We start from the raw sequence: 25,589 nt of genomic DNA on the forward strand, positions 1-25,589 counted from the left end.
ATAATGAAAAAAATAATCACATTAATAATGACGACTTTCTTAAGTCAAGCAATAATTGCGCAAGTTTCAGGAAATATTAATTATCAAAATCAGGTGAGGTTTCCAGATCAAAACATTAATATAAACTTTCCTTCATCTAACGATTTATATTTAAGTGTAAAGGGGTTAGCGAATGTCAAAGCAGATTCATACGTCGCCATATTCAGCGTTACACAAGTCGGTAAAACGACATCAGAAGTAAACGGTTTAATTGATGAAAGATTATCGAAGGCCGAAACTGAAATTAAACTCAAAAAAGGAACCGAGGTATATATAGATATGATTTCATTCGTGCCTGTATATGAATATGAAATCGAGAAAAAATTATTTAGTAAAAAAAGCTATAACGAAGTTCCTAAAGGGTTCGAATTAAAGAAGAATATTCATATCAAATACTCCAACCCCATTCAACTTAATGACTTCATTCGAATCCTTTCAAATCAAGAGATCTATGACTTGGTAAGGGTCGATTACTTCTCTTCAGCACTTGAAAATGTGAAAAAGGAGCTGATGAATAAGGCGAAATTGGCATTACAAGAAAAAGTCAAAAATTACGAATCAATTTTAGGAGCAACATTTGAGAGTAACGATAAGAGAATTATGGATGGTTTTAAAATGGTATTACCAGTAGAAATGTACAAATCATACGCGTCATATAATAGTTCGTCACTTAACCTTAAGCGATCAACTAATGTGAACAATGCAAATAAAGGAACAACATTATATTATCAGCCTATAATTGATAAGGAATTCGATTTTATTATCAATCCTACAATTCTAGAACCTGTTATTCAAGTGATGTACGAAATCAAATTGGTAATTAATAGAGATAAAAAGGAAAACACAACAACAAAAGAGTATGTATTGATTACACCAAATGGTGATATGAAGAACATTCAGATGAATAATTAAAAATAAGATTCGGTGGTGGGGTAATAAGCTTGAAATAATCGTGAAAGGTCATATTATTAGGAAGCAATAGCGGCTGATTCTATAGTCAATGCTCGTTTCCTTTAAGATTTAATCTTAACCTCACCTTCTTCTTCTACAACCTCATATTGAATACCATCAGCTTCAATACTATTTAAATTAATTTCCTTTTGCAACAGTAAACTATCATTCTTTGTGAATTCTTTAAATCTGAATTTGGGATTACTATTGACTTGACTTGAATTTTGAGGTTGCCTACCAGCGTAAAGCATAAGTGTTCCTGCGTACGGGGTTAATTTTACAGTTTTAGAATGACTTAAAAAACTATAAGCAGTGCCATTGGCGCTAAACCAAATGACAATTATATCTTTATTAGTGTTATTGACTAATTCAATTTCTTTAAATCTTTTTTTGTCTGTTGGGAAGTTTTTAAACTGTGTATTATCAATGATGAAGTCACAATTTTTGAAAATTGATATTGTATCAAAATACTGGTTTTCGAGGATAGATTTTTTTTTCAAACTCAGCATTTTAAAAATAGTCAAATTAGGTTGCTCGGGGAGGAGTGGATAAGTTTCATTTTATTCGAAGAAGTTTGAGTTGGATATCAATTTTATAAGGATTGAAAAAAACATTACTATCATTGATGTGGTAATAATTGGTTTGCTTTGAAATAGGCTTTTTAATTTCTGTTTTTTATTGTTAGACTTGAAATATTGGGAATGAATTTGGTTATAATCTCTAGCAAATATTTGATTGATTAAATTGCTTTCGCTATTGTATACACTCAGCGCTATTGTAAAACGTTCTTTTATATAAGGTGATGATTTATCTAATACAGTATTGTTTAAAATTAATAAAGGCTCGTCAAAATAATTACTGTCCAATTTCGCGCATGCTCGGTAAAAATATTCGTTAAGAAATACATTAGACAGGTTATAATCTAACATACTTTTAAGTCCGTCTATTTCAGCTTCAATTCTATTTTTAAGCGTTTCTTTTATGGAATTAATGACTTCTTCTGTCATTACATTTCGATATACTAATATTTTGAGGATGCGCGTCCCCGAAGAATTGCCAAAAGACTTTAGGTCATTGCCCATTTCAGAATGAATCAGATCGACTATATGTTGATTGTCGAATCGTTTGTATTGTCCCGATTTATGCTTTAAAACAAAAGCATTAGGATTCAATACGACTCTTCTCAAGTTTTTAAAATTTGCTTCACACAAAACAGCATCATGAGTCAATTCGCTTAGGTTATTGGTCGAATAGTTTTTTCCATTTCGTAAGGAGGCTTGGTCTGTTTCTCCTGTCTCATATATATGCATATATTCTTGCTCTATGTCAAGTCGAAGTACATATCTATAGATTAAATATTCTATTTTTTCGAGGTTCTGCATTGAATGTTCAATGATAACTTAAAAAATTAAGACTTTCGAATTATGGGATTAGTGTTTTTTACTATCTCAATTCGTATTGTTTCATTTATAACTATTGTCAAACAACTTATTTTATACATTCACGTTGATATATATAGAGAATTTAGATCTATGAGATTAATTTTATTCATTTTTACTTTTCTATACTGCTTTGGGTGTCAGACTGAGACCCAGGTGATGAAAATTGTTGATGAAGTTGAAGTGGCGAGACTGGAAACAATAGTCTTAGAGACATGTGAGTTTTCAATTTCGGAGGAGCAATTAACAGCGAAAAAAGAACTATTTATTATTTTTCCGGAGGTATGTGATAGTAATATAATTAAGGTGCCAGTAGGAGGAACTGTTACAAATGCCCGACTTTATATTGATTCTACACTGACTGAGCCAATAGCTGGAACTTCATCTTTTTATATTTTGGATAAAGAAGGAGGTGCTATTGCGTTAAGTAATAATATAAAAGGAAGATTTTTTCTTTGTTATGGTTCATGTCATTGGAGCACAGAAATGTGGATCAATATTGCTAATTGATTTGATTTTGGAGGTTATAATGATAGTTATAACTATCATTAATACTAATAATCACACTTTATGTGAGTAATTGCCTACATGTTATTTGCTATTTATTGTATAGTTTTGTAAATTTGAGTTGGTAAATACTAACATTAAGCACTAATAATTATACTAGTGATGGCAAATACTAACAATGAATGGCTTTCTATGTCTGATAAATCAATTGTCGAAAGTATAGGGAGCTATATAAAAGATCAGCGCTTACTTCAGAATAAAACGCAAGCAGCAATAGCAGAAGATGCAGGAATTAATCGTTGGACCATAAGTAAGGTTGAGAATGGCGAGCCCATTTCATTGATGTCATTAATTCAAATTCTAAGAGCGCTTGATTTACTTGAAGTCCTGAATGTTTTTGAAACAAAAACACAATTAAGTCCACTTGAATTGGCTAAATTAGAAAAGAAGAAAAGGCACCGTGCTAGTTCGGACAATAAGGGGAATGATAAAAACGAAAGCGAATGGTAGAAGTGAAAACAGCTTTCGTCAAAATTTGGGGACAAACAATCGGTGCTGTAGCTTGGGATGAAAGTCGAGGTGTTGCGAGTTTTGAGTATGAACCAAAGTTCAAAGCTCAAGGTATAGATTTGGCACCAATAAAAATGCCTATTCGTTCGAATCAAAACATATTTACATTCCCACAGTTAAGAGCTGATAAAAATAGTGAATTTGATACCTTTAAAGGATTGCCTGGTCTATTGGCAGATGTACTACCGGATAAATACGGAAATCAATTAATTAATATTTGGTTGGCTCAAAATGGACGTCCAATGAATAGTATGAATCCTATTGAGCAATTGTGTTTTATTGGAACCAGAGGAATGGGAGCGTTAGAATTCGAACCGACACAATTAAAAGCTACGAAAAACACATTCCAAGTTGAAATTAAAAGTCTTGTAGATATTGCTCAACGAATGTTGAATAAAAGATCAGAATTCGAGACGAATCTTAAAAGGGATGAACAGCAAGCCGTATTAGAAATTTTAAAAATTGGAACTTCAGCGGGTGGTGCTCGTCCAAAGGCAATTATTGCGTATAATAAAAGTACTGGCCAAGTTCGTTCAGGCCAAGCCAACACTCCAAAGGGATTTGAGCATTGGTTGATAAAACTAGATGGTGTCAGTGATGCTCAATTTGGAGAAAGTAAAGGTTATGGTCGTATAGAAATGGCCTATTACAATATGGCAATAGATTGTGGGATTGAGATGATGCCGTCAGAATTACTAGAAGAGAACGGTAGGGCTCATTTCATGACGAAACGATTCGATCGTGATAAGGGTGATGTTAAGCACCACATTCAAACCTTTTGTGCAATGCAACATTTTGACTTTAACGAAGTGCGAAGCTTTAGTTATGAGCAGTTATTCCAAACTATGAGAATATTACGTTTACCTTATCCTGCAGCAGAACAAATGTATCGTAGAATGGTTTTTAACGTGATTGCAAGAAACTGTGATGATCACACCAAGAACTTTTCTTTTCGTTTAAAAGAAGGTGGTCAATGGGAGTTAGCACCGGCTTATGATATTTGCCATGCTTATCGTCCAGACAGTATATGGGTCAGTCAACATGCTTTAAGTATTAATGGTAAACGAACAGGGATTGATAGAGCTGACTTACTTGCTTTTGCGAAAGCGATGAATATAAAAAAAGCAAATAATATAATTACTGAGATAAATAGTAAGGTTCAACAATGGGGTGAATATGCGAATGCAGTAAATGTTAATGAGCAACAACGTGATGCCATAAAGTCAACCTTGTTAGATTTAGATAAATGAAAATGGATATATTAAGCCCAAAATAAAGTTTCGTAAAAAAATGAAAGCAACTATAAAATATGATGTATTCAATGAGTCGGATTTTGAAGCTTTATTCAAAATGGGGCGTGAGCTGTGGAAAGATTATCAAGAAACTTATTTGAAAAAGCAACTTGAAAGAGTTACAGGAGCGAATAATCAACGCATTTACATAGCTAAGAATTCAAAAGGTATAGCTGTAGGATTTGCAATTTTCACTATTCGTACTGATTATGTTGAAGGATCAGAAAAGGCTCCAACAGGTTATTTGGAAGGAATATATATCGAACCTGATTTTCGTAATAACGGCATATCAAAAAGATTTTTAGAAATGGGAGAGCAATGGTTGAAATCAAATAATTGCATGCAATTAGGTTCTGATACTTGGCTTTCAAATACAAATGCTCGAGCTTTTCATAAGCAGTTTGGGTTCAAAGAGGAGATTGAATTGGTACATTTTTTAAAAGAATTAAATTAGAATGAGATTTATATTAATCATCTTTACTTTAATAACAATCTATGCTTGTAGGAAAGATCCTGTTTTTATTAGAGAAGAACCAGTAATTGAGAAAGTAAAAGCTTATAATATAATTTTAATTGCAGGCCAATCTAATAGTCATTATGGGAAACAAACGGACACTGTTGTACATACAACCTCTGACAATATCTTACAATTGGGTAGATTTAAAGAAGATGATTATCAATTGATCGACGCAACAGTTCAACTACAGCATCATTCTGCATCAGAAAATCGAATAGGTTTTGGTCTGTTTTTCGCGAAGGAACTTCAGAACATCTTAACAGACACGAATCAAATTGTAATTATTCCATGCGGCGCAACGGGTAGTTGTTTTATAAAAAATGACTGGAATAAAGGAGATGGATTATATCAAGATGCCATTGAGCGAGTAGAATTTATTATGTCTAATTTTCCTGATAGTAAATTAACAACAATACTATGGCATCAAGGTGAAACTGATGCTTATTTTGTAAACGAAAATTATCAAGAAAATTTAGATAATTTTATTAAAGATATTAGAGCAGATCTAAACGCAGTCGATGTTCCGTTTATTTTAGGAGGAATGGTACCATATTGGGTGAGGGGAAACTCTTTTAGAGAGCAAATACAAAGTATAATTGCTACTTCTGTCTTTAGACATGAACATTGCGGATATGTTAATCCTGAAATTCCATTTATTATCGAAAAAGTAAACAAAGAGATTGATCCGATTCATTATGACGCAAAAGGACAAATTGAATTGGCAAAACGGTACTTTGAAGAATATCAAAAGATAATAGAAGAATAGTATGAAGTGATTTTCATTCTTTATTACACCCCATAAGAGAAGTTGTTTTTAAATAAGATTATTCTTTTAAAATAACTATTCTTGTTCGTTAAGTTGTTAGGCGTTCATTTTGAATTGATTATATTGTTGCTGTTGTGAAATATATCATAAATATTTGCGTTATTCAAAACCACCTAGCTGATATTTCAATGTTGAATAAAACAAGTTTACTAATATTTATTGCGTTCATTTTATTATTAAACGTTTTGATTTACTTAATAGCATATTATTCTATTTAACCAACTGATTTAATATTTGCTGAATGTGCAAGAAATTCTGGAAGAACATCAGCCTTAATAAATCTAATTTTGCTTTTCATGATAGGTTACTATGGTTTAAAATCAATCTATAAATCCGAAGTAAAAAAGAATATCTTTCACATTTTGATAACATCATTTGCTGTAAATCATATCATCCATCTATTCTTTGTTTCTCAGTTTTTTAAAGATCAAGTCATGGAATTAAGTATCTTAGAAAACCTCCATGGATTTATTACTTTCATTTTTCTTATAGGATTGCCAATTCTACTTTTAGCATACGATAAATTGAACAAGTTGATCTATAGTCTTATTATTTTAAATCTTATTAATGTTACCTATTTTATCAGTATTACATTTTATAGTCGAGTGAAACCTGCCGATGATGCTTACCTTCATCAAGTGGGCATTTTAATTATGATTATTGCGGTTTTGTATATGTTATTTAGGGTGTTCAAAGAGAATCGTTCTGTAAACAATTCTTGAAATTCAATTAAACCAATCTAGTTTATAACAGTCCAATAGTTGAATACATAAAACTAAAGGACATGAAAACCGGATTAAAAATTATTACACTTGCAATTTTAATTGCGGGAAACTCATTCGAAGGAATAGCACAGCAGAAAAATAAATCAAAACAACCTGCGCAACACAAAGTGCAACAACATTCAAAACACAATACACAGCATAAAACGCATCACGTAGCGCGAAAAACAGTTGTTTATAAAACCCCGAAACGAAAAGTTGTAGCGGTTAGGAATATACCTGGGAATAAAGTAATGATTCAACATAAAGGGGTTTCTGTTTATTATGACAATCACAAATTTTATAGACTGAATGGTGGTTCATACTTTCCTGTTCTACCAGGGGTTGGATTACGTGTTAATTCATTACCGATTGGTTATCGTACGGTGATTATAAATAATAGAAATTTCTACTCATATGATGGTGTTTATTATACACAAAATGATAATTACTATGAAGTTGTTCAACCAGAAATTGGGACTGTTGTATTTGAATTACCAGAAGGTACGGAGAAGGTAACTGTTGATGGTATGCAATTGTATGAATATAATGATGTTCTATATGAAAAAATACAGCAAAACGGTACAAGGGCTTATGAGATTGTAGGGGTCATAGAGTAAGAAAATCTTGTGTTTATATTAGTGTATACTTGCAAATTCAAATTTACAGGTATGCACTTTTTTAGTATTAAGAGGAACTAGATGTTTAATTCGCGCTACATAAAAGAACTAGAAAATACCGAAATCATTAAGTCTTAATTTTGTACATTTAAGAAATGTAAATTAAAAGATGAAGCGTTTTTTTCAATTATTAGTCTTAATACTTATTATTGCTTGTAAAAAGGAAACAAGTGAAGAATCGTTTCCAGCAAAGTCCAACACAAATTTAGAATACTTCGGTTTTACATTGATTGATGTGAGTTGGGATGATCCGTCGGACGAAGAAATTAAAACGAACTATATTGATGAGGTGGCAGCGTTCACGAATATTGCTGATATTCTTGTTTACGATCCAATGGAGAATATTGTTGACCGTTTAAATGTATTTGAAGCAAATGGTGTACAGGCCTTTCTGCATTTAAATGAAATATTTTTCGAACTAAAAAGTGAAGGAGGAGAGAAGAGTGGATATATTTATGGACTAAGAGATGATTATCAAAGTCGATGGGATGACTTTATTTCAACGAATGATTTACTTGCCAATCAAAGTAAAATAAAATGCTTTTATATAGGGGAAGAACCTTCATGGAATGGGATTACTGCGGAAGAATTTGAATTGGCTTGTGATTATGCCAAAGAAACAATCCCAGCTGTAAAAATCATGAATATTGAAGCTTATCCTGATGTCGATAATATATTTACTCCAACAAGTGTGGATCTGGTTGGATTTGACCATTATTTCTTAAAAGACCCATCTATAAATATGGACTTTTTAAGTGAGTTCAATACCGTAAAATCAAAATTGAAGGCACATCAGAATATTATGTTGATAATGGATGCACATTGGATTGAAGAGATTCATGGAGTCTATGGAATCAATAAGCTAGATATGGCTGGGATTGCTCGTGATTATTATGAGTTTGCAAATGGAGATATTTCTATTGTTGGTATTATCGGATATTTTTGGCCAAGCGGATTTGATTTATATAATTCTGTAGGTGCGCGTCATTTGCCAGCAGCTGTAATGGAAGAATATAAGAGCATTGGCAAAGCAATAACAGGGAAATAAGAATTATATCACTTAAACTATGACAGCGTTAGAAGAATATATCAATTCATTTTTTGGAATTATAGATCCAGATGAATTAGCTGTAATTGCTGATTTATTTAAAAAATCCTCGATTAGAAAAGGCGATTATCTGGTTGAATCTGGTAAAATTTGTGGTCAGCTTAGTTTTGTCGAAACAGGGTTATTACGTATGTTCGAAATGACCAAGGACAAAGAAATCACACAATGGATTTCTGCGCAAGGTTATTTTTCAGCGGATTTGTCGAGCTTTCTATTCGAAACACCTTCTCGTTTATCAATTCAGGCAATTGAAGATACTGAGGTTTATAGTATTTCAAAAAAGGATTACTTAATTATTGGCGAATTGGTTCCAAATTGGCATGCGTTGGAAAAAACTTTTATCCTGCGTTGTTTCATTATGTTAGAACAGCGCATTTGGACGCATTTATCAATGACTGCAGAGGAACGTTATCATGCTTTCTTTGAAAATAATAAAGCGCTATTTAACAAGGTTCCTCTACAATATATTGCGTCAATGTTGGGAATGACTCCAGAAACATTCAGTCGAATTAGAAAAAAGCAAGTTCAATAATCGTATTTCTTGATTTTTGTCAAGTGGCAGATAATAGTTCTTTATGACCTTTGTCGGATATAAAAAACTAAAATAATGGCAAAAGAAATTAAAACGGAGATTATCATTGAAGCAAGTACTGAAAAAGTTTGGAAAATTTTAACTGATTTTAAAAACTATCCAAACTGGAACCCTTTTATAAAATCAATTGTTGGTCCCTTAGAATTAGGTAAGAAAATTTCAGCACGTATTGAACCTCATGAAACAAATGGAATGAATTTCAAACCACGAATTACGAAAATAGAGAAGAATAAGGAGTTAAGTTGGCTGGGACATTTATTAATGCCAGGGTTATTTGATGGGGAACATAAATTCCAATTAATTGATAATGGTAATGGCACTATAACATTTCTTCAAAGTGAAAAATTTCAAGGAATACTCGTTCCATTTTTTAATAAAATGATTGATTACAATACTAAAAAAGGATTTGATTTAATGAATATAAAATTAAAAGAAGTAGCGGAGGGCGAGTAATTGGCTATTTGGGAGATTGTTATAAGTTTGGAGAATTAAAAGTTTTATTATCCGATCAATCAAATAAAATACTGTTTTAGGTTGGTTATAATCCATTTGGGTTCCAATGTTAAATTTATAAAGTGGAGGGATGGTTTTCATCGTGGAATTGTGGAGCAGATAATTATTATATTTAGCTTCGATTTAATTGTCTAATACAGTAGACTATTATAGATAAATAACGCATACTAGTAAGAAACGAGGATTTCGTTTTTTTTATTAAAGAGGTCGCGCTATTTGCATTTAAGCTATTAGCTGCATAAATAATGGAAATATTAAAAAAGCATAAGTATTTTGTATTGACTTTGGTCTTTTTCGGTGTTTTATACGCATTAATCTCATTGGTTAATCATTATTTTTTTAGGACCTATGCTTTGGATTTAGGGGCTTACAATAATGCCCTTTTCGACTATGTTCATTTCCAATTGAATGATAGTACTGTGTTCAAAGAAACAAGTGAGAATTTATTGGCTGATCATTTTGATATCTACTTGATTTTATTTGCTCCTTTGTCTTTAATATTTGGAACATATACTTTATTAATTGTACAGATTGTGTTTTTATTATTCGGAGGAGCAGGTGTTTACGCATATTTCAAATCTTCTGAAAAGACGGCGCCAATCGCCTTAATGGCTGCCGTATTTTTTTACAGTTTCTTTGGTGTATTTGGTGCAGTCGCAAATGATTATCACAGTAATGTCATCGCAGCATCATTAATTCCTTGGTTCTTCTATTTAGTTCGATACAAAAAAATATTAGCATCTTCGTTTTTACTGTTATTGCTTATCTTATCTAAGGAGAATATTTCTTTATGGTTGGTTTTTGTTTGTTTGGGCTTGGGAATAGAGTATCGTAAAGATGTGTATCGACGGAATTACTTGCTCATTGCTTCAGTTTTTAGTGGGATTTGTTTTGTGATAATTACATCTGTTTTGATGCCGGCATTGGCCAATAATAATCAATATCCACATTTTCATTATAGTTATCTTGGTAATAGTTCGTCAGAGGCCTTAATACATTTAATTACGCATCCTGTAGAGTCTATCTCAATGTTGTTTACCAACCATAATAATAGTCTAGGTGGAGATTTTGTAAAAATGGAATTACACGTTTTACTATTATTTTCGGGATTACTTTTTTTGATAAAAAAACCACATTACTTGCTAATGTTAGTACCTATCTATTTTCAAAAATTATTTCATGATAATTATTCGATGTGGGGCATAGGTGGGCAATATAGTATTGAATTTGCACCGATTTTAGCTATTGGAATATTTATGGTGGTTGCCGAGTTTAAAAAACAGAATTTAATTAAACCTATTGGAGTAATAATCGTTTGTTTAGCTATCGGATCAACATTCAGAACGATGGACAATACGGTTTATTTTACAAATAAATCCCAAATTAGATTTTACCAAAAAAGTCATTATCAAAGAGATTATAACGTGGCTGAGGTTCATCAGGAGCTTTCAAAGATCCCCGCCGATGCAGTTGTAAGTGCGCAATCATCGTTTTTACCGCATCTTTCATTGCGAGATAATATTTATCAATTCCCAATGATTAAGGACGCTGAGTACATTATCTACTCGGAAATGGAGAATACTTATCCTTTAAAAGACGAAGAATTTATTGCTTTGACAAATAAGTTAAAAGATGCTTCTGAATGGCAAGTATTATACGATGCTGAGGTAATAATATTGAAAAGAGGAATCAATTAATAGATAAAGCGTTTCATTGCTTATTCAACAGGATGTATTTATTTAAACCTTTTCGAGAACATCCTAAATATGTTAACAAATGGGCGACTTAAATTTTGCCAAAATGAAGCGTACTTGGCATTCTCATCCTTACCCAAGCCAAATTTTAAATAATTGGTCTCTTTTGATTTGACTAAAGTTCCAAAGAGCGTATCCCAAATGGCTAATCTTGCCCCCATATTCTTATTAAAATGTTTTGGGTTAGTACTATGGTGTATTTGATGTTGATATGGACTTATAAAAATCTTTTCAATGAAACTGAAATATTTTAATTTGACGTGTGAATGGCGTAAATTTGCACCCCAAAGAAGAAATGCAAAACTAAATACATTTGCACCAAGGTACAATACTGGCGAAATTTGATCACGTGAAAAATAATCAAAGACACCTGTTGTAATCGCCGAGATAAATACATAACTCGCGTTATTGATAAACAATTCAACGGGATGAATTCGATATTGTGTAACAGGGTTTAACGTAACAGCCGAATGATGAATTTTGTGAAACTCCCATAGAAATGGAATTTTATGTAATGCCAGATGGACAAGGTAGAAAATGAAATCCTTGGCGAGCATCAGAGTGAAGGTGTATACCAATAGAATGGATCCCGTTGAAAACTGTATTGTTGCAAGTCCAAATGATTCCTCTAGAAAATCATTGGTATGAACACCTAGATAACGCCAAGAATTTAATAATGGAAATATCAATAATATTTTGACCAAACTATTAAAGAAGATAAATCCATAATCAATAAATGCGGATTTATTTAGCCAAATTTTTTTATTGAAAACATATCTAAAAAAGGAGTAATTCAACTTGGCTCGAGTGTACACATAATAAGCCAATATGATCGATGATATTAAATAAACATAATAGACGCGTTTGTTGGCATCAGTAAAAATATAGGTAAAAGGGGTCGTAAAAATACGCTCAAACTCATTCCATATTTCATTTAACATCGACATTTATAGAACTAATTCTGTAAAAGCAGGCCACTTTTTTTCAGTAATGCTTTTGAATCTGGCTCTTTTCCTCTAAATTTTAAGTAAAGTGATGAAGGATTTGCTGTGCCACCTTTTGAAAGAATATTTTCACGATAACGCTTAGCAACTTCTTTATTAAAAATTCCTTTTTCTTGAAACAGTTCAAATGCATCAGCTTCTAATACTTCAGCCCATTTATAACTATAGTATCCTGCTGCATATCCGCCTGCAAAAATATGTGAAAAGGCAGTTGAAGTACAAACTTCAGATGAACTTTCAAAAATTCGAGTTTTCGCACCTGATTCTTTTTCATAATCGACAACAGACATGGTCGGGATTTCTTGAATATTGTGCCAAGCCATATCCAATTGTCCAAGTGATACTTGTCTAACTGTTTGGTATGCGCTTAAAAAATTCATACTTGCTTTAATCTTCTCAATCAATTCTAAAGGAATTAATTCACTAGTTTCATAATGTTTAGCGAATAAGTTAAGGCATTCGGGCTCGTAACACCAGTTTTCCATCAATTGAGATGGTAGTTCAACAAAATCCCAGAAGACTGAAGTTCCGCTTAAGCTTTCGTAATATCCATCAGAAAGAATACCGTGTAATGCGTGTCCAAATTCGTGAAATAGCGTTGTCACTTCGCCAAAGGTTAACAAAGATGGCGCTGTAGTAGTTGGTTTCGTGAAATTGCAAACGATAGAAATTATTGGCCGTTGATTTTTATTGTCATATTTGTTTTGACCACGATAAGAGGTCATCCAAGCACCACCTCTTTTACTTTCTCTTGGGAAGAAATCAGCGTAAAATAAAGCAATATGTTCATTCTTACTATTCACCACTTCGTAAGTTAATACCTCTTTATGGTATTTGTCAATATTATCAATTGCCTTGAATTTAATATCGAATAATTTCTCAGCAGTTTGAAAAGCGCCGTCAATGACATTTTCTAATTTAAAATAAGGTTTCAATAATTCATCACTGATATTAAACTTACGGTTTCTAAGAATTTCTGAATAATATGAAAAATCCCATGGTTTAATTGGATTAGGTCCTTCTAATTCGTCAGCTATTGACTGCACTTCGGCAACCTCTTCAAGGGCTTTAGGATATGCGATTTCAACCAATTCATCCCATAAACTTTGAATTTTATCAACTGATTTTGCCATTCGTTCCTCTAAAACGAAGTCAGCATATGTTTTATATCCTAGTATATTGGCTTTCGTTTTTCTTAACTCCGCTATTTCTTTTAGAATAGACTCATTGTTAAAATCGTTAGTATTAAAGCCTCTAGCACCATATGCATGGTATAACTTTTTCCTAAGGTTTCTATCCTTAGCGAATTTCATGAATGGTAAATAAGAAGGGAAATCTAAATTCACTATCCATTTATCTGTATGTCCTTTGCCTTCTGCCAACATTTTAGCTGCTTCTATTTCAGAAGCGGGTAGACCATCAAGCTGTGCAATGTCATCGATTAAAATCTCAAAATTATTGGTGTCGTTTAAGACGTTTTCACCGAATTTTAACTGAATACTTGCTAATTTATTGGTTATCAATTTAAGTTCGTCCTTTTTACTCTCCGTTAAGTTCGCACCGTTTCGGATAAAGCTTTTATATATCTTTTCTCTTAAATAAGCCTGTTCAGTGTTCAGGATTTCCTTTTCACTATTATTATAGGCCGCTTTTATTTTATTGAATAAAGCTTCATCCAACATAATATCATTCGAATGTTCTGTTAACATCGCTGATAAATCTTGCGCCAATACTTGCATATCACTATTCGTATTAGCGCTATTCAAATTAAAGAAAATGCCCGCGATACTATTAATCAATTCACCACCTCTTTCAAAAGCTTCAATTGTATTTGAAAAGCTAGATTCGTCGTTATTCAATTTAATTTTCTCGACTTCTTCTTTAGCAATATGAATTGCTTTTTCAATCGCTGGTTTAAAATGTTCTAATTTTATTTGGTCGAATGGAATTGAAGAATTTGCGCCAGAAAATGGATTTAAAAGAGGATTGTTCATGTTGTTGTTTTTGTCAGTGCAAATTTATGAATTTAGTTTTGGCTAAAGCTGTTTATTTCAGCTATTAATTTCAGATAACACTTTTGAAACTCCAAGAATTGAGAAAAATCCAAATGAAAAATTAAGAAAAAAAGGCTATTTTTGCTAGGCTTACTTATAAGATTACTCAATTTAACTAAAAACATGACATTAAACATCTATTCTAATATGAAAAAAACGCTAATTTTTTCATATTCATTTTTATTCTTTTGTTCAGCATTGTTTGGACAACAAACAAAACCAGATATTTCAAATCATAGAATAATCGGTCAAGCGACCAAATCAGAAATTTTCGAAACGGAGAAAGCTGGTTTTATTCAAACATCCTCAGCGGATTTAGATTGGCAATCTGCGCTAATATTAAAGAAACGAAAAATTAAACATGGAACAGCTTCTGAAATTTCGACTGATTCATTAAAAGCCATAAAATCAGAAACGAAATATGAAATAGAATCTGAAATTGAATCGCCAACAAATCATAACAATCCAATGGTGCCGAATGTGAATATTGAATTCAGAGGTAATAGTAATGATGGCAGTTCTCCTCTTGATAATTCTATCGCCATTTCAGATGATGGAATAATTGTTAGTGTTATTAATTCAAATATTGAATATTATGACGAAGATGGAGATGAACTTTATTCGAATTCTATAGCTGACTTAGTTGATGATGCGGAAATAGTAGCCGTTTGTGATCCTGTAATTCTGTATGATTCAGAAGCGGATCGATTTATATTTTTTGCGCAAGAATGTTCAGGTAATTCTGCTAATTCGTACTTATTAGTACTTTTTTCTGAAACAAATGATCCTAGAGATGGTTGGAATTATTATAAAATTACAGGGAATCCTTTGGATAATAATAGTTGGTTTGATTACCCTAAAATGGCTATATCTGAAAATGAATTATTTATTTCTGGAAATCTATTTTCAAACTCAGGTGTATTTAGAGAGGCTGTTGTTTACCAAATAGACAAAAGTGACGGTTATGCAGGGATTTCTTTAACATGGCAATTTTGGTCAGATATACCAGGTGACCCTTTTACCATTTTACCCGTTTCTTCAGGAACAGAAGTGAATTATGGTCCTGGTATTTATGCTGTGTCATCAGAATCATTCTCAGGAAACGATTATAATTTTTATGATATTACTTCTGATATCGCAGATGGACCCTCGATGAATTTTTACACGGTAGATACCGATCCGTATGAGGTAGCTGGAGATAGTAGACAAGATGGTACCGCATGTAGATTGAATAATGGAGACTGCCGTTTGTTGAGTGGTTTTTATTTGGATGGCATTATTCATTTTGTACACCACTCAGATGTTGGTTCAGGTTGGAATGGTATTAATTACAACAGGCTAGATGTGGTTGATCTTGAAAATGAAACAAGTTTATTCGGAGATGTTGGGAATATGGATTATTCGTATCCTGCGGTTGCTTATTTTGGGGATGGAGCAGGTGATAAGACTGTTATGATAGGATTTGGATCTGCCAGTTCTGATGTTTTTCCAGAAATAAGAGTTGTAAGTTGTAATACAGATTTTGAATGGTCTAGAGCGACACTTGTTTATGAGAGTTTTGATTATGTTTGTTATACAGCACCATCAAGAGAAAGATGGGGTGATTATTCAGGTATTTCAAGAAAACATAATGCTTTAGAACCTACAATTTGGATGAGCGGTGCTTATGGGACATTGGCGAATACTTGGTTTACAAGAATTGCTGAAATTACAGATGTTAGTGATGTAGGAATTTCTGAAGTAGAGGATAAAGTAAATTTAAATCTTGCTCCTAATCCTGTTAAAGAGTCATTCACTTTACAATTCGAACTTGAGGAAAATACACCTTTAACGATTCAGTTATTTAGCATTGAGGGTAAACTGGTAAAGGAGTTTTATAACGGTACCGCATATCAAGGGATAAATACTTTTAAATTTAATAAATCTAATTTGTCTTCTGGAACTTATATTCTTGAGATTAAATCACCTTCAATTAATTACGCAAATGAAAAAATCGTTATCAACTAAATATAATTTCATTTTAGGTACTGTAGTTATTTTTAACATTTCATGTAATGCGCCGACTGAAAAGGGTGTCGACATGGAGGTACCTATAGAGGTGATGCAAGAGGATGCTACAGCAACTGAATTAATAGTGGAGCCAATAGTTGATAAGGATTCTATTAAGGTTGATACTTTAACTGTTTCAGCTGATGTTATTGAATCTTCAGCTCCAATAAAGGAGAAGAAGCCAACTGAAGCGTTTGAGAAGAAAGGAAATGCCATAATTCATAAATCAAAAGACCAAACACTTATTGATAGTATAAAAGCCGAAAAAAATAAGTATAAATAACTTATTAATCTCTTTTCGTTTAAGTAGCAGCGCATTAATAAATGTTGTTGGAAATTTGAAAATAATCTCCAATAAATTGACTTGTTGTAAATATTATATCCGGAAAATGGAACTTAAGTTAAATTGATTATTTAAATTGTACCTTTTTTGCAAATATACGTTATGTAATATAAACCCAGATCCATGATTTTATGATCTCTGATGACATACTTTCATCTAAAACTACTGAATGAAAAGAATTTTATTGCCCATTGTATTATTGATTGCTGCAGTTGTTGGAAACGCTCAATCATTAGAAAATTTTGATGGATTAAGATCTAAAGGACAAATTCCTGACGATTTTACAACCCTAACATCCGAAAAATATGAAACTGATTTAAAAAACAATTCTGATAAAGAACTCGATAAAGAGTTCTTCTTATCTACCCGATTTTTTATTGACGAATTATTATTGAGTGGGAAAATACTTTTTAATGAACCATTAAGTATCTATCTCAATAAAGTCGCAAAATATACCTTAAAAAATGAACCTAAATTATTGAAGGAATTAAGGTTCTACGTTTTAAAAACAAACACGGTTAATGCATTTTCTACAGATCAAGGCATCATTGTTTTTACGACTGGTTTAATGGCTCAATTAGAAAATGAGGCGCAGCTCGCTTATATTATCGCTCACGAAGTTTCACATTATACTGAACATCATGTTCGTAATAGTTATGTTGAACGGAAGAGCTTCTCTAAGAAAAAAGGTCGTTATGAAAGATTGACTTATGAATCTAGAATTAGTGAGTTAAGTATCTATGAAAAAGATACGGAGTTAGAAGCTGATCAAAAAGGTATTGATATCTATATGCAGACAGAATATGCCATTGATGAGATCTTTAGTTCGTTTGAAATGTTGTTGTACTCATATTTACCATTCGATGACGTTAAATTTGACAGTACTTTTTTTAACGCCTCTTCATTAATCATTCCAGGTAATTTATTCCCTGATTCAGTTTCTGAAATTAAAAGAGAAGTGGATTATGATGATAAAAACAGTACGCATCCAAATATCAAAAAACGAATAGATGCTGCATTAGACTATACAGAGGATAAAACGTTTAAAGGGGATAAGAAATTTGTTGTAGGTGAGGATGAGTTTAACAATGTTAGAAATTTAGCACGTTTTGAAACCATTAATCAAATGGTTACAAATAGGAATTATGTAAATGCTATTTATGCGATTAGTTTAATGCAAAAAGAGTTTGATAACAATCGTTTTTTGGACTTATCGTTGGTTAGATCTTTATATGGTTTAAGTAAATACAAAAACAGTTCTAGATTCAATGAAGTTACAACAACTCTTAGTAAAGTAGAAGGGGAGAGTTATGCTTTACACCACTTCTTTAAGCAATTATCAAAGCAACAGCTTGCCGTTTTAGCATACAGATGGGTTTATGATATTAACGTGAAATACCCTAATGATAAGACAATAGCAGCGTACGAGGCTGATATGAAAAAAGAACTAGCGACTAAATCTAAAATTGATATCAAAAAATTTAAGTCTAAAAGTTTTGAAGAACAAGAAGAAGAGGTGCTAACACAAATTGATTTTGATGTTGAAGATTCAATTAAAAGGGTAGAGGAGTCTGACCTTTCAAAATATGAAAAGATTCGATTGAAAAAGAAATTACGAGATTTCGGTGAAATAAAGGATGGTGGTGAAGAGGCAAAGTTAGATTCAGAATTTCACTATTATGGACTGACTGATGTTTTAACGGGCAACAAAAATTTTCAAGACGAATTATTTGAATTGAAAGAGGTATATGAATCTGAGCTATTGGCAAAGAATTCGACCAATAATTGGCGACAAAGAAAAGAATTCGAGCCTGTAGGCGCTAAGAAAATTGTTTTAATTGATCCTGTTTTTGAGAAATACGATTTAAAATCGAAAAGGAAACATAAAGACTCGGAAGATAAAAAGCTGAACCTAAATGAGATGTTTGAAAAGGACTATCCTAAATTGGACCTTGAAACAACTTTAATCAGTTCGAAAAATCTGAAAGCCAAAGAAGTTAGTACTTATAATGAAATCGGATTGATCTTTCAATGGATTTCAGAAGTAATCTCTCATGAAGATATTGATATGATAAGCTCAAAGAGTGAAGAGATGATGGGGGTTAAAGAGAAGTTTGGGACGAATCATTTTGTATTTACAGGATTCTATACATATAAAGACCGAAATCAATTTACGGCATCTCATTTATTAGGTATTATTTCTGTTTATGGAATTCCTTTTGTACTTGCTGATTTGTTAATCATTCATAATTATATCGAGCTTCTCGCGATATCTATAAATTCAGATACGGATAAAATCGAGTTTATTCAAGCGACTGAAATCAATTTAAAAGAATCGAATAAAGTGATAAATGCTTATGTATACGATATTCTTTATCAACTAAATAAAGCAAAATAGACAGCATGAAATTTATAAGTATAATATTTTTGCTTTTAACAGCACCGTTAGCATTCAGTCAATCTGGTTATTTAGGGTCGTTGAATGCCTTTGAATTTAAAATAGGTTTAGCGCCATCAATTACGCGTTCAGAAGTGTTGACGACGCCTACAAAACAAACGGCACGTTTAAGGATTGTCAATCTGAAATATGAATTGAACTATTCGCGTACTATAAATCGGAATTCAGAATTATTTATTGGATACCAATTCATACCTATGAAAGGAAATTTGAAAGATATAACAGTTGACAACTTAGTCGATAACAGTTATTTGAAAATTTTAGAGAGCCCAAAACTGACATCACATGGTTTTAATTTGGGGTATAGAATTTTTAGGAAAGGTAGTTTAGCACCTATTGGTAAGTTTCTCTTTTTTGGAGTTAATTATCTTAAAACTACAGTCGATACTTATACAGATATTATCGTCGGTAGAAATAATGAATATAGTGGTTCTTTTGATAGTTTTAGTTTAACAGAAACAGCTTCTGTTCAAATCTATGACACAGCAAACACTTTGTATGATAAATCCGTTAGCTCTTTTAATTTGCGATTTGGCTTTGGTCGGAATTATCCAATAACAGATAACTTAATAATCACAACAAATTTTTCAGTTCCGTTTTTGAGATATTTTAATTTCGGTGATTCAAGAGGTGTTTATCTAATTTATAATCCAAAAAGTATAGATTATACGGAAGGTAGATATTTAGACAATATAGAAGGTTTATTGGCTAATACGCTTAAACAATACAGTGGTGTTTCACTGGATATTGGTGTGAAATTTCATTTTTAAAGAAAATACTTAAATGACAAATAAAGATTGGAATGAATTAAAAGCAAACGACAGTTGGGCTATTTTTAAAATAATGGCAGAGTTTGTAGAAGGGTACGATAAAATGGGGTCAATAGGACCTTGTGTATCTGTTTTTGGTTCGGCCAGAACTGATGTTAATAATCCATATTATTTAAAGGCAGTAGAAACATCTAAGTTATTAGTTGAAGCTGGTTTTGGTGTGATAACAGGAGGTGGGCCAGGAATTATGGAGGCAGGCAACAAAGGGGCTGTCGAAGGTAAAGGTGTTTCTGTAGGTTTGAATATTGATTTGCCTTTTGAACAATCAAGTAATCAGTATGTAACACATCCAGTGAATTTTGATTATTTCTTTGTTAGAAAAGTTATGTTCGTTAAATACACACAAGGTTTTATTACCTTTCCAGGTGGCTTTGGAACTTTGGATGAATTATTTGAAGCGATTACCCTTATTCAAACTAAGAAAATTGATCGTAAACCAATCATTCTATTCGGAAGTGAGTACTGGAACGGTATGGTGGATTGGATTAAATCAACCATGCTAGAAAAAGAAGGGAATATCTCTAAAGAGGATATGGATTTAATTAAAATAACTGACGATCCAGCAGAAGCAGTGAGCTTAATTAATTCGTTTTACGAATCACATCCGTTGCGACCTAACTTTTAATTTTTGTTATTATTCACAGAATAATTTAGTAGCAGTATATCTACCTGAACATAATTCTTCTAATGAATTTAGATCAAGCTCAATTGCAGATTTTACAAATCTAATTCGGCTTGAGAACAATCCATAGCCATTTTCAATATTGGTAAATTCTGGTTTAACTTGAGCAATACTTGAAACTGGCTTTGTAACAGCTATATATTGACTTAAATTAGCATGCGCTACTGAGATATTGATGTCTATTCGATCGAGTGTTCTACGCTCTACTTTTGGATCATCAGGAACAGTTTCACCAACCCATTTATAAAACTCTTCACCATTGAATAGTGCGAAAAATACGCTCGGAGATTCTGGTCGTGTTTGTTGATAGATATCATCTTTTCGATATGCTGAGAAAGTAGAAGAAGATCCGTCTGTATAGAACTCCGACCATGCGATTGTATAACCAACTTCATATTCTTTAGCATTCATACCTTCGTAAACATCAAATTTTACAGCTCTATTGTAACGGTCATCGGGATCATCAGAATTATTCGCAAATCTAAATTTGTATGTTGGCAATTTAACTGTGTTTGAAATATCAAATCCGGAGATCAAAGTTGTTGTTGAATTAATTTTCAATTTACCTTCATTTATATCACCAGTTAATCTGTATTCAAGTTCAGGATCTAAATCAGCAGCCCTAAAGATATACACTTTTTGTTCTGGCGCATAAAATAAACCGTCAGTCGATTTCGTTTTAATTATTGTATCTCTTAAATCCCAATATCTACCAGTCTCTTCACCATCATCAAATTCAACAATTTGCGCATCTACCTGTTTGAAATAGTTCGAGTCTGGAGTTTTTGCGTAAACTAAATTATCTCCATCTCCTAAGAATGCCTTTGTGATTTTGATATAGTGGATACTGTCTAGATGATCAAGTAAACCAAAAATAACAGGTGTTTCTACATATTCACCATTTAAACTAAATTCAGTTTCACATGATGTAAAACCAATTCCTGCTACTACAGTAAAAATTACTAAAATTCTTTTGATCATATTTAATATTGTCTATTACAAAACTAGTCAATTTATTTAGCTTTCAACTGCTCTATAATCAACCGATACTACCATTTATTAGATAACTATAATTCTATGCCTTCTAGATGTCTATTTTTCTTCTCAGGTAAAATGTCATCTACTTTTATTAAGATGCCTGTTTCTTCAACACCTCCAAAGTCAGGATTTGCAGCTGTTCCAAATGATTTCATAGTCGTGGAAAGTTGCATATAATTATTAATTAACGGCGGAATATTTTCATTGCGGTCACGACAATATTTTTGTAATACTTTTAAGCCATCTTTGAAATCCAGACCTTTAATCAATGAGTTTATTTCGTGTTGTTTAACGCTTGTGTACAGTGGGTGTATCGGTGTTACTAATTTTTCAGGATCAGGGAAATATGCGTTGAGAAAGCCTAATACCGCCCTTTTTGCTTCATCATTATACCTGTCATACATCGTTACTTTACCAAAAAAGTATTTCATGTGTGGGTGCAAAAGTACAATTGCTCCTAAACCATCCCATAAGTTGTCAAGTGCAAATAAACCTTTTCTGGGATTATTTGCTGGCTGGAATAATGGATTAACCCAAGATCTACCTAATTCTATACAATTAGGTAAGTATGATTGAGTGAATTTTTCCGAAAAATTAAAATAATGAGAGGTAGATAATTCTGTTTTGTCCTTACTAATTGCTTTCGCACAATCTATATACCGATACCCACCGGTTATTTCATTGTCTTCAGGAGAATATACAATCAATTGATCGTATGAAATTTTTGCCGTATCATGATCGTCAATATCTATTGGTAAACCAGTACCACCTCCAGCTAGAGCAAAAGTTAATTCTCTTAACCTTCCAATTTCTTTCATGACATTGGGAGCATTCTCATGATTAATACTATAAATCAAGTTACCTGCTTTATTCGTTTTTCTTAGGAATCTGTCTTGCGTTAACTCTTTTTTAATTAGAGCTCTATCTACAGGAGGGATTATATAATTTGTGTTAATTGTTGACATTTAATTGCGTTAGTGCAGTTAATATAATCATTTTTGAGGTAAACTATAAACTATTTCTTTCACTGATTGTGCCCATTCTAAATCAGTTTTATCATTGGTGAATGTTTTATAATCTACTTCTGGATGAATCGTAATATTTAAAGTTTTATTTTTCTGATTAAAAAGTTCATCTACGAGATAAAACATTTCAATATTTGCCTTAATACCTACAGTTGTTCTAAAATTCGACAGTCTATAGAAAAAATTGGAAAGTTCGCCTTCAATATGAATAGGTACTATATTTTTTTTGAATTTTTTAGCGCGTGTGATGAATGTTTTTTTCCATTCTAAATCTTCTATTTTCCCTTTCTTCTTGCGACTTACTAGTCCAGCAGGGAATACAAAGATCGCTTGATCTGAAGCGAATATTTCGTTTAAAACTTGAAGAGAAGCTTTTGAATTTGAACCGTGTTTGTTAACCCCTATAAATAGATCTTTTAAATTAGGTAGCTGTAAGAGTAAATCATTCACTACAAATTTTAAATCATTTCTTAAAGGGTAAACTTCGTCAATTATCGCCAAAGCATCAATTCCTCCCAATGGGTGATTGACAGCGAAAATAACACCGCCTTCTTTTGGAACATTTTCAAGCCCTTGAATATTGACTTTTATGTTTAGTTCCTTTAATACAGCTTTAGAGAACTCGTAACCGTTGGCATCTTTATTATCAGCTAAAACTTGATTTGAATCATCTTGATGGATTTTCTTTTTCAAGTAGCGCAAAACAAAGTTAGGCATCCATCTATATAATTTTGGATTCTTACTTTTTATTAATTGATCTATATCGATGAATTTGTCTTCCAATTTGCGGTCGTTTAGTATACCTACAAATTTAAGAAACTATGTAAGAGTATTCAAAAATATTTAAGAACAAAAAAGGGTGAACAAAATGTCCACCCTTAAATAAATGTGATTATTTTTTATCCTAAAAATGGATATCTATAGTCTGTAGCAGGAACAAAAGTTTCTTTAATTGTTCTTGGAGAAACCCAACGCACCATGTTCAAGTATGATCCAGCTTTATCATTCGTTCCAGATGCTCTAGCACCACCGAAAGGTTGTTGACCAACTACTGCACCAGTACATTTATCGTTGATGTAGAAGTTTCCTGCTGCATTCTGTAATTTCTTACTTGTATAATCAATGATGTATCGATCTTGAGAGAAAATTGATCCAGTTAATGCATAGATAGAAGTAGAGTCAACAAGATCTAATGTTTCTTCGAATTTATTTTCGTCATAAACATAGATTGTAATCACTGGCCCAAAAATTTCTTCACATAGCGTTTTAAATTTGCTATTCGAAGTTACAATAACTGTAGGTTCAATAAAGTAACCTTTTGATTTATCATAATTTCCACCAACAAGAATTTCTGCATCAGATTGACTCTTTGCATAATCAATATAACTTGCAATTTTGTCGAATGATTTTTCATCAATTACTGCATTGATAAAGTTACCAAAGTCTTCAGGAGAACCCATTTTAAATGATTCTACATCAGCTTTAACATAAGCTAAAACTTCTTCAGACATGTTTGATGGTAAATATGCTCTAGATGCTGCTGAACATTTTTGACCTTGGAATTCAAATGCTCCTCTTGAAATACCAGTTGCAACTTCCTTAGGTATTGCTGATTTATGAGCAACAATGAAATCTTTTCCGCCAGTTTCGCCAACAATTCTTGGATAAGTTCTGTAACCATCTAAGTTTAAAGCAATCTCTTTCCAAAGATGTTTAAAAACAGCTGAAGAACCTGTAAAGTGAAGTCCTGCTAAATCTTTATGTTTGAATACAACGTCTCCAGCAGTCGGACCATCTACGGTAACCATATTGATAACGCCATCAGGTAAACCTGCAGCTTTAAACAATTCCATAATAACTTGAGCTGAATAAATTTGAGACTCAGCTGGTTTCCATACAACCACATTCCCCATCATTGCGGGAGCAGCACATAGGTTACCACAAATAGCAGTAAAGTTAAATGGCGTGATAGCAAATACAAATCCTTCTAATGGACGATATTCTAATCTATTCCAGACTCCTTCAGCAGATTCTGGTTGTTCAGCATAAATTTGTGTCATATATGCGACGTTGAACTTTAAAAAATCGATCAACTCACAAGCAGCATCAATTTCAGCTTGCATCGCATTTTTTGATTGTGCAAGCATGGTTGCTGCATTCATTTTATCTCTAAACGGACCAGCTAATAAATCAGCAGCTTTTAAGAATATTGCAGCTCTATGCTCCCAAGATAAGTTCGCCCATGCTGGACGAGCAGCTAAAGCAGCATCAATTGCAGCCTGAACATGAGAAGCATCTCCTTCGTTAAAGTGACCTAATATATGTTTATGATCATGCGGAGGTGATAATGTTTTTTTATTTTCTGTACGCACTTCTTTGTCACCAATGTACATAGGTACATCTATAGGTGTTTGATTGTACATCTCTTTATATTTTGCTAATAAAGCCGCTGTTTCCGGAGAATTCGGAGCATAACTGTTTACTGGCTCATTGTAAGGCATTGGTACTTGATATATTGCTTCTGGCATATTCAATGTTTTTAATTTTTAAAAGACAA

General features: G+C 32.5%; 25 protein-coding genes. 17 read left to right on the forward strand and 8 right to left on the reverse strand.

Annotated elements, in window-relative coordinates:
• Window positions 1-3 precede the first annotated feature (3 nt).
• The gene (locus T367_RS0102380) at window positions 4-951 is read left to right on the forward strand and encodes an SIMPL domain-containing protein (RefSeq protein WP_245593014.1); all 948 of its coding nucleotides are present in this window, start codon (window positions 4-6) and stop codon (window positions 949-951) included.
• Between the two features lie 101 nt (window positions 952-1,052).
• On the opposite strand, the gene T367_RS0102385 is transcribed toward T367_RS0102380, so the two are convergent.
• Both T367_RS0102385 and T367_RS0102390 read right to left on the reverse strand, forming a co-directional pair.
• A complete protein-coding gene (locus T367_RS0102385; protein ID WP_157454098.1) occupies window positions 1,053-1,490 on the reverse strand; it encodes a hypothetical protein in 438 nt (145 codons plus the stop codon).
• A gap of 60 nt (window positions 1,491-1,550) precedes the next feature.
• Window positions 1,551-2,372 carry a hypothetical protein gene (locus T367_RS0102390; protein WP_027418419.1) on the reverse strand — a complete coding sequence of 274 codons (822 nt, stop codon included), beginning with the start codon at window positions 2,370-2,372 and terminating at the stop codon, window positions 1,551-1,553.
• A gap of 213 nt (window positions 2,373-2,585) precedes the next feature.
• On the opposite strand from T367_RS0102390, the gene T367_RS0102395 reads away from it, so the two are divergent.
• The 11 genes from T367_RS0102395 (at window position 2,586) to T367_RS0102450 (ending at window position 11,492) form a co-directional block, all read left to right on the forward strand.
• Window positions 2,586-2,939, forward strand: coding sequence for a hypothetical protein (locus tag T367_RS0102395; protein ID WP_211252678.1), 354 nt, complete (start codon window positions 2,586-2,588; stop codon window positions 2,937-2,939).
• 159 nt (window positions 2,940-3,098) lie between these two features.
• Window positions 3,099-3,446, forward strand: coding sequence for a helix-turn-helix domain-containing protein (locus T367_RS0102400; RefSeq protein ID WP_027418421.1), 348 nt, complete (start codon window positions 3,099-3,101; stop codon window positions 3,444-3,446).
• The gene (locus T367_RS0102405; RefSeq protein ID WP_027418422.1) at window positions 3,440-4,756 is read left to right on the forward strand and encodes a type II toxin-antitoxin system HipA family toxin; all 1,317 of its coding nucleotides are present in this window, start codon (window positions 3,440-3,442) and stop codon (window positions 4,754-4,756) included. The genes T367_RS0102400 and T367_RS0102405 overlap by 7 nt, the downstream gene beginning before the upstream one ends.
• A 40-nt stretch (window positions 4,757-4,796) precedes the next feature.
• On the forward strand, window positions 4,797-5,252 hold the full coding sequence (locus tag T367_RS21080; protein WP_051568292.1) for a GNAT family N-acetyltransferase: 456 nt from the start codon (window positions 4,797-4,799) through the stop codon (window positions 5,250-5,252).
• Between the two features lies 1 nt (window position 5,253).
• The gene (locus T367_RS0102415) at window positions 5,254-6,081 is read left to right on the forward strand and encodes a sialate O-acetylesterase (RefSeq protein ID WP_027418423.1); all 828 of its coding nucleotides are present in this window, start codon (window positions 5,254-5,256) and stop codon (window positions 6,079-6,081) included.
• A gap of 356 nt (window positions 6,082-6,437) precedes the next feature.
• The gene (locus T367_RS0102425) at window positions 6,438-6,863 is read left to right on the forward strand and encodes a hypothetical protein (RefSeq protein WP_027418424.1); all 426 of its coding nucleotides are present in this window, start codon (window positions 6,438-6,440) and stop codon (window positions 6,861-6,863) included.
• Between the two features lie 62 nt (window positions 6,864-6,925).
• Complete coding sequence (locus tag T367_RS0102430) at window positions 6,926-7,522, forward strand: DUF6515 family protein (protein WP_027418425.1); 597 nt, start codon at window positions 6,926-6,928, stop codon at window positions 7,520-7,522.
• A 169-nt stretch (window positions 7,523-7,691) separates the two neighbouring features.
• Window positions 7,692-8,630, forward strand: a complete 939-nt coding sequence (locus T367_RS0102435) for a hypothetical protein (RefSeq protein ID WP_027418426.1) — start codon at window positions 7,692-7,694, stop codon at window positions 8,628-8,630.
• A gap of 19 nt (window positions 8,631-8,649) precedes the next feature.
• Window positions 8,650-9,222, forward strand: coding sequence for a Crp/Fnr family transcriptional regulator (locus tag T367_RS0102440; RefSeq protein ID WP_027418427.1), 573 nt, complete (start codon window positions 8,650-8,652; stop codon window positions 9,220-9,222).
• A 75-nt stretch (window positions 9,223-9,297) separates the two neighbouring features.
• Entirely contained in the window at window positions 9,298-9,735 is a 438-nt protein-coding gene (locus tag T367_RS0102445; protein WP_027418428.1) for an SRPBCC domain-containing protein, read from the forward strand.
• 305 nt (window positions 9,736-10,040) lie between these two features.
• Window positions 10,041-11,492 (forward strand): DUF2079 domain-containing protein, encoded by a 1,452-nt coding sequence (locus T367_RS0102450; RefSeq protein ID WP_027418429.1) that lies wholly within the window; start codon window positions 10,041-10,043, stop codon window positions 11,490-11,492.
• A gap of 38 nt (window positions 11,493-11,530) precedes the next feature.
• Here the strand turns inward: T367_RS0102450 and T367_RS0102455 are convergent, their stop codons facing one another.
• Both T367_RS0102455 and T367_RS0102460 read right to left on the reverse strand, forming a co-directional pair.
• Window positions 11,531-12,490 (reverse strand): sterol desaturase family protein, encoded by a 960-nt coding sequence (locus tag T367_RS0102455; protein ID WP_169736011.1) that lies wholly within the window; start codon window positions 12,488-12,490, stop codon window positions 11,531-11,533.
• Window positions 12,491-12,504: 14 nt separating this feature from the next.
• On the reverse strand, window positions 12,505-14,547 hold the full coding sequence (locus T367_RS0102460; RefSeq protein WP_027418431.1) for a M3 family metallopeptidase: 2,043 nt from the start codon (window positions 14,545-14,547) through the stop codon (window positions 12,505-12,507).
• 207 nt (window positions 14,548-14,754) lie between these two features.
• Between T367_RS0102460 and T367_RS0102465 the strand changes: the two genes are divergently transcribed.
• The 5 genes from T367_RS0102465 to T367_RS0102485 all read left to right on the forward strand — a co-directional run bounded on the left by T367_RS0102465 (window position 14,755) and on the right by T367_RS0102485 (window position 20,912).
• Window positions 14,755-16,614 (forward strand): T9SS type A sorting domain-containing protein, encoded by a 1,860-nt coding sequence (locus tag T367_RS0102465; RefSeq protein ID WP_027418432.1) that lies wholly within the window; start codon window positions 14,755-14,757, stop codon window positions 16,612-16,614.
• On the forward strand, window positions 16,592-16,939 hold the full coding sequence (locus T367_RS0102470; RefSeq protein ID WP_027418433.1) for a hypothetical protein: 348 nt from the start codon (window positions 16,592-16,594) through the stop codon (window positions 16,937-16,939). The genes T367_RS0102465 and T367_RS0102470 overlap by 23 nt, the downstream gene beginning before the upstream one ends.
• A gap of 229 nt (window positions 16,940-17,168) precedes the next feature.
• Complete coding sequence (locus T367_RS0102475) at window positions 17,169-19,397, forward strand: M48 family metallopeptidase (RefSeq protein ID WP_027418434.1); 2,229 nt, start codon at window positions 17,169-17,171, stop codon at window positions 19,395-19,397.
• 5 nt (window positions 19,398-19,402) lie between these two features.
• Complete coding sequence (locus T367_RS0102480; RefSeq protein ID WP_027418435.1) at window positions 19,403-20,227, forward strand: hypothetical protein; 825 nt, start codon at window positions 19,403-19,405, stop codon at window positions 20,225-20,227.
• A 13-nt stretch (window positions 20,228-20,240) separates the two neighbouring features.
• Window positions 20,241-20,912 (forward strand): LOG family protein, encoded by a 672-nt coding sequence (locus T367_RS0102485; protein ID WP_027418436.1) that lies wholly within the window; start codon window positions 20,241-20,243, stop codon window positions 20,910-20,912.
• 9 nt (window positions 20,913-20,921) lie between these two features.
• Here T367_RS0102485 and T367_RS0102490 read toward each other — a convergent pair whose 3' ends face one another.
• From T367_RS0102490 to pruA, 4 genes are all read right to left on the reverse strand, one after another.
• On the reverse strand, window positions 20,922-21,950 hold the full coding sequence (locus T367_RS0102490) for a DUF4249 family protein (RefSeq protein WP_027418437.1): 1,029 nt from the start codon (window positions 21,948-21,950) through the stop codon (window positions 20,922-20,924).
• 86 nt (window positions 21,951-22,036) lie between these two features.
• Window positions 22,037-22,972, reverse strand: coding sequence for a GNAT family N-acetyltransferase (locus T367_RS0102495; RefSeq protein WP_027418438.1), 936 nt, complete (start codon window positions 22,970-22,972; stop codon window positions 22,037-22,039).
• 27 nt (window positions 22,973-22,999) lie between these two features.
• Window positions 23,000-23,815, reverse strand: coding sequence for a 1-acyl-sn-glycerol-3-phosphate acyltransferase (locus T367_RS0102500; protein WP_027418439.1), 816 nt, complete (start codon window positions 23,813-23,815; stop codon window positions 23,000-23,002).
• Between the two features lie 116 nt (window positions 23,816-23,931).
• Window positions 23,932-25,560, reverse strand: a complete 1,629-nt coding sequence (gene pruA, locus T367_RS0102505; RefSeq protein ID WP_027418440.1) for an L-glutamate gamma-semialdehyde dehydrogenase — start codon at window positions 25,558-25,560, stop codon at window positions 23,932-23,934.
• Between the last annotated feature and the right edge of the window lie 29 nt (window positions 25,561-25,589).

The organism is Crocinitomix catalasitica ATCC 23190 (assembly GCF_000621625.1).
GTDB classification, from domain to species: domain Bacteria; phylum Bacteroidota; class Bacteroidia; order Flavobacteriales_D; family Crocinitomicaceae; genus Crocinitomix; species Crocinitomix catalasitica.

Excerpts from the sequence above, each read along its gene's own strand:
- T367_RS0102380 (WP_245593014.1), top strand. The coding sequence starts at position 4 with ATGAAAAAAATAATCACATTAATAATGACGACTTTCTTAAGTCAAGCA.
- T367_RS0102440 (WP_027418427.1), top strand. The coding sequence starts at position 8,650 with ATGACAGCGTTAGAAGAATATATCAATTCATTTTTTGGAATTATAGAT.
- T367_RS0102475 (WP_027418434.1), top strand. The coding sequence starts at position 17,169 with ATGAAAAGAATTTTATTGCCCATTGTATTATTGATTGCTGCAGTTGTT.
- pruA (WP_027418440.1), bottom strand. The coding sequence starts at position 25,560 with ATGCCAGAAGCAATATATCAAGTACCAATGCCTTACAATGAGCCAGTA.
- T367_RS0102465 (WP_027418432.1), top strand. The coding sequence starts at position 14,755 with ATGAAAAAAACGCTAATTTTTTCATATTCATTTTTATTCTTTTGTTCA.
- T367_RS0102425 (WP_027418424.1), top strand. The coding sequence starts at position 6,438 with ATGATAGGTTACTATGGTTTAAAATCAATCTATAAATCCGAAGTAAAA.
- T367_RS0102490 (WP_027418437.1), bottom strand. The coding sequence starts at position 21,950 with ATGATCAAAAGAATTTTAGTAATTTTTACTGTAGTAGCAGGAATTGGT.
- T367_RS0102460 (WP_027418431.1), bottom strand. The coding sequence starts at position 14,547 with ATGAACAATCCTCTTTTAAATCCATTTTCTGGCGCAAATTCTTCAATT.
- T367_RS0102495 (WP_027418438.1), bottom strand. The coding sequence starts at position 22,972 with ATGTCAACAATTAACACAAATTATATAATCCCTCCTGTAGATAGAGCT.
- T367_RS0102415 (WP_027418423.1), top strand. The coding sequence starts at position 5,254 with ATGAGATTTATATTAATCATCTTTACTTTAATAACAATCTATGCTTGT.
- T367_RS21080 (WP_051568292.1), top strand. The coding sequence starts at position 4,797 with ATGAAAGCAACTATAAAATATGATGTATTCAATGAGTCGGATTTTGAA.
- T367_RS0102400 (WP_027418421.1), top strand. The coding sequence starts at position 3,099 with ATGGCAAATACTAACAATGAATGGCTTTCTATGTCTGATAAATCAATT.
- T367_RS0102435 (WP_027418426.1), top strand. The coding sequence starts at position 7,692 with ATGAAGCGTTTTTTTCAATTATTAGTCTTAATACTTATTATTGCTTGT.
- T367_RS0102450 (WP_027418429.1), top strand. The coding sequence starts at position 10,041 with ATGGAAATATTAAAAAAGCATAAGTATTTTGTATTGACTTTGGTCTTT.
- T367_RS0102390 (WP_027418419.1), bottom strand. The coding sequence starts at position 2,372 with ATGCAGAACCTCGAAAAAATAGAATATTTAATCTATAGATATGTACTT.
- T367_RS0102485 (WP_027418436.1), top strand. The coding sequence starts at position 20,241 with ATGACAAATAAAGATTGGAATGAATTAAAAGCAAACGACAGTTGGGCT.
- T367_RS0102470 (WP_027418433.1), top strand. The coding sequence starts at position 16,592 with ATGAAAAAATCGTTATCAACTAAATATAATTTCATTTTAGGTACTGTA.
- T367_RS0102430 (WP_027418425.1), top strand. The coding sequence starts at position 6,926 with ATGAAAACCGGATTAAAAATTATTACACTTGCAATTTTAATTGCGGGA.
- T367_RS0102455 (WP_169736011.1), bottom strand. The coding sequence starts at position 12,490 with ATGTTAAATGAAATATGGAATGAGTTTGAGCGTATTTTTACGACCCCT.
- T367_RS0102445 (WP_027418428.1), top strand. The coding sequence starts at position 9,298 with ATGGCAAAAGAAATTAAAACGGAGATTATCATTGAAGCAAGTACTGAA.
- T367_RS0102405 (WP_027418422.1), top strand. The coding sequence starts at position 3,440 with ATGGTAGAAGTGAAAACAGCTTTCGTCAAAATTTGGGGACAAACAATC.
- T367_RS0102480 (WP_027418435.1), top strand. The coding sequence starts at position 19,403 with ATGAAATTTATAAGTATAATATTTTTGCTTTTAACAGCACCGTTAGCA.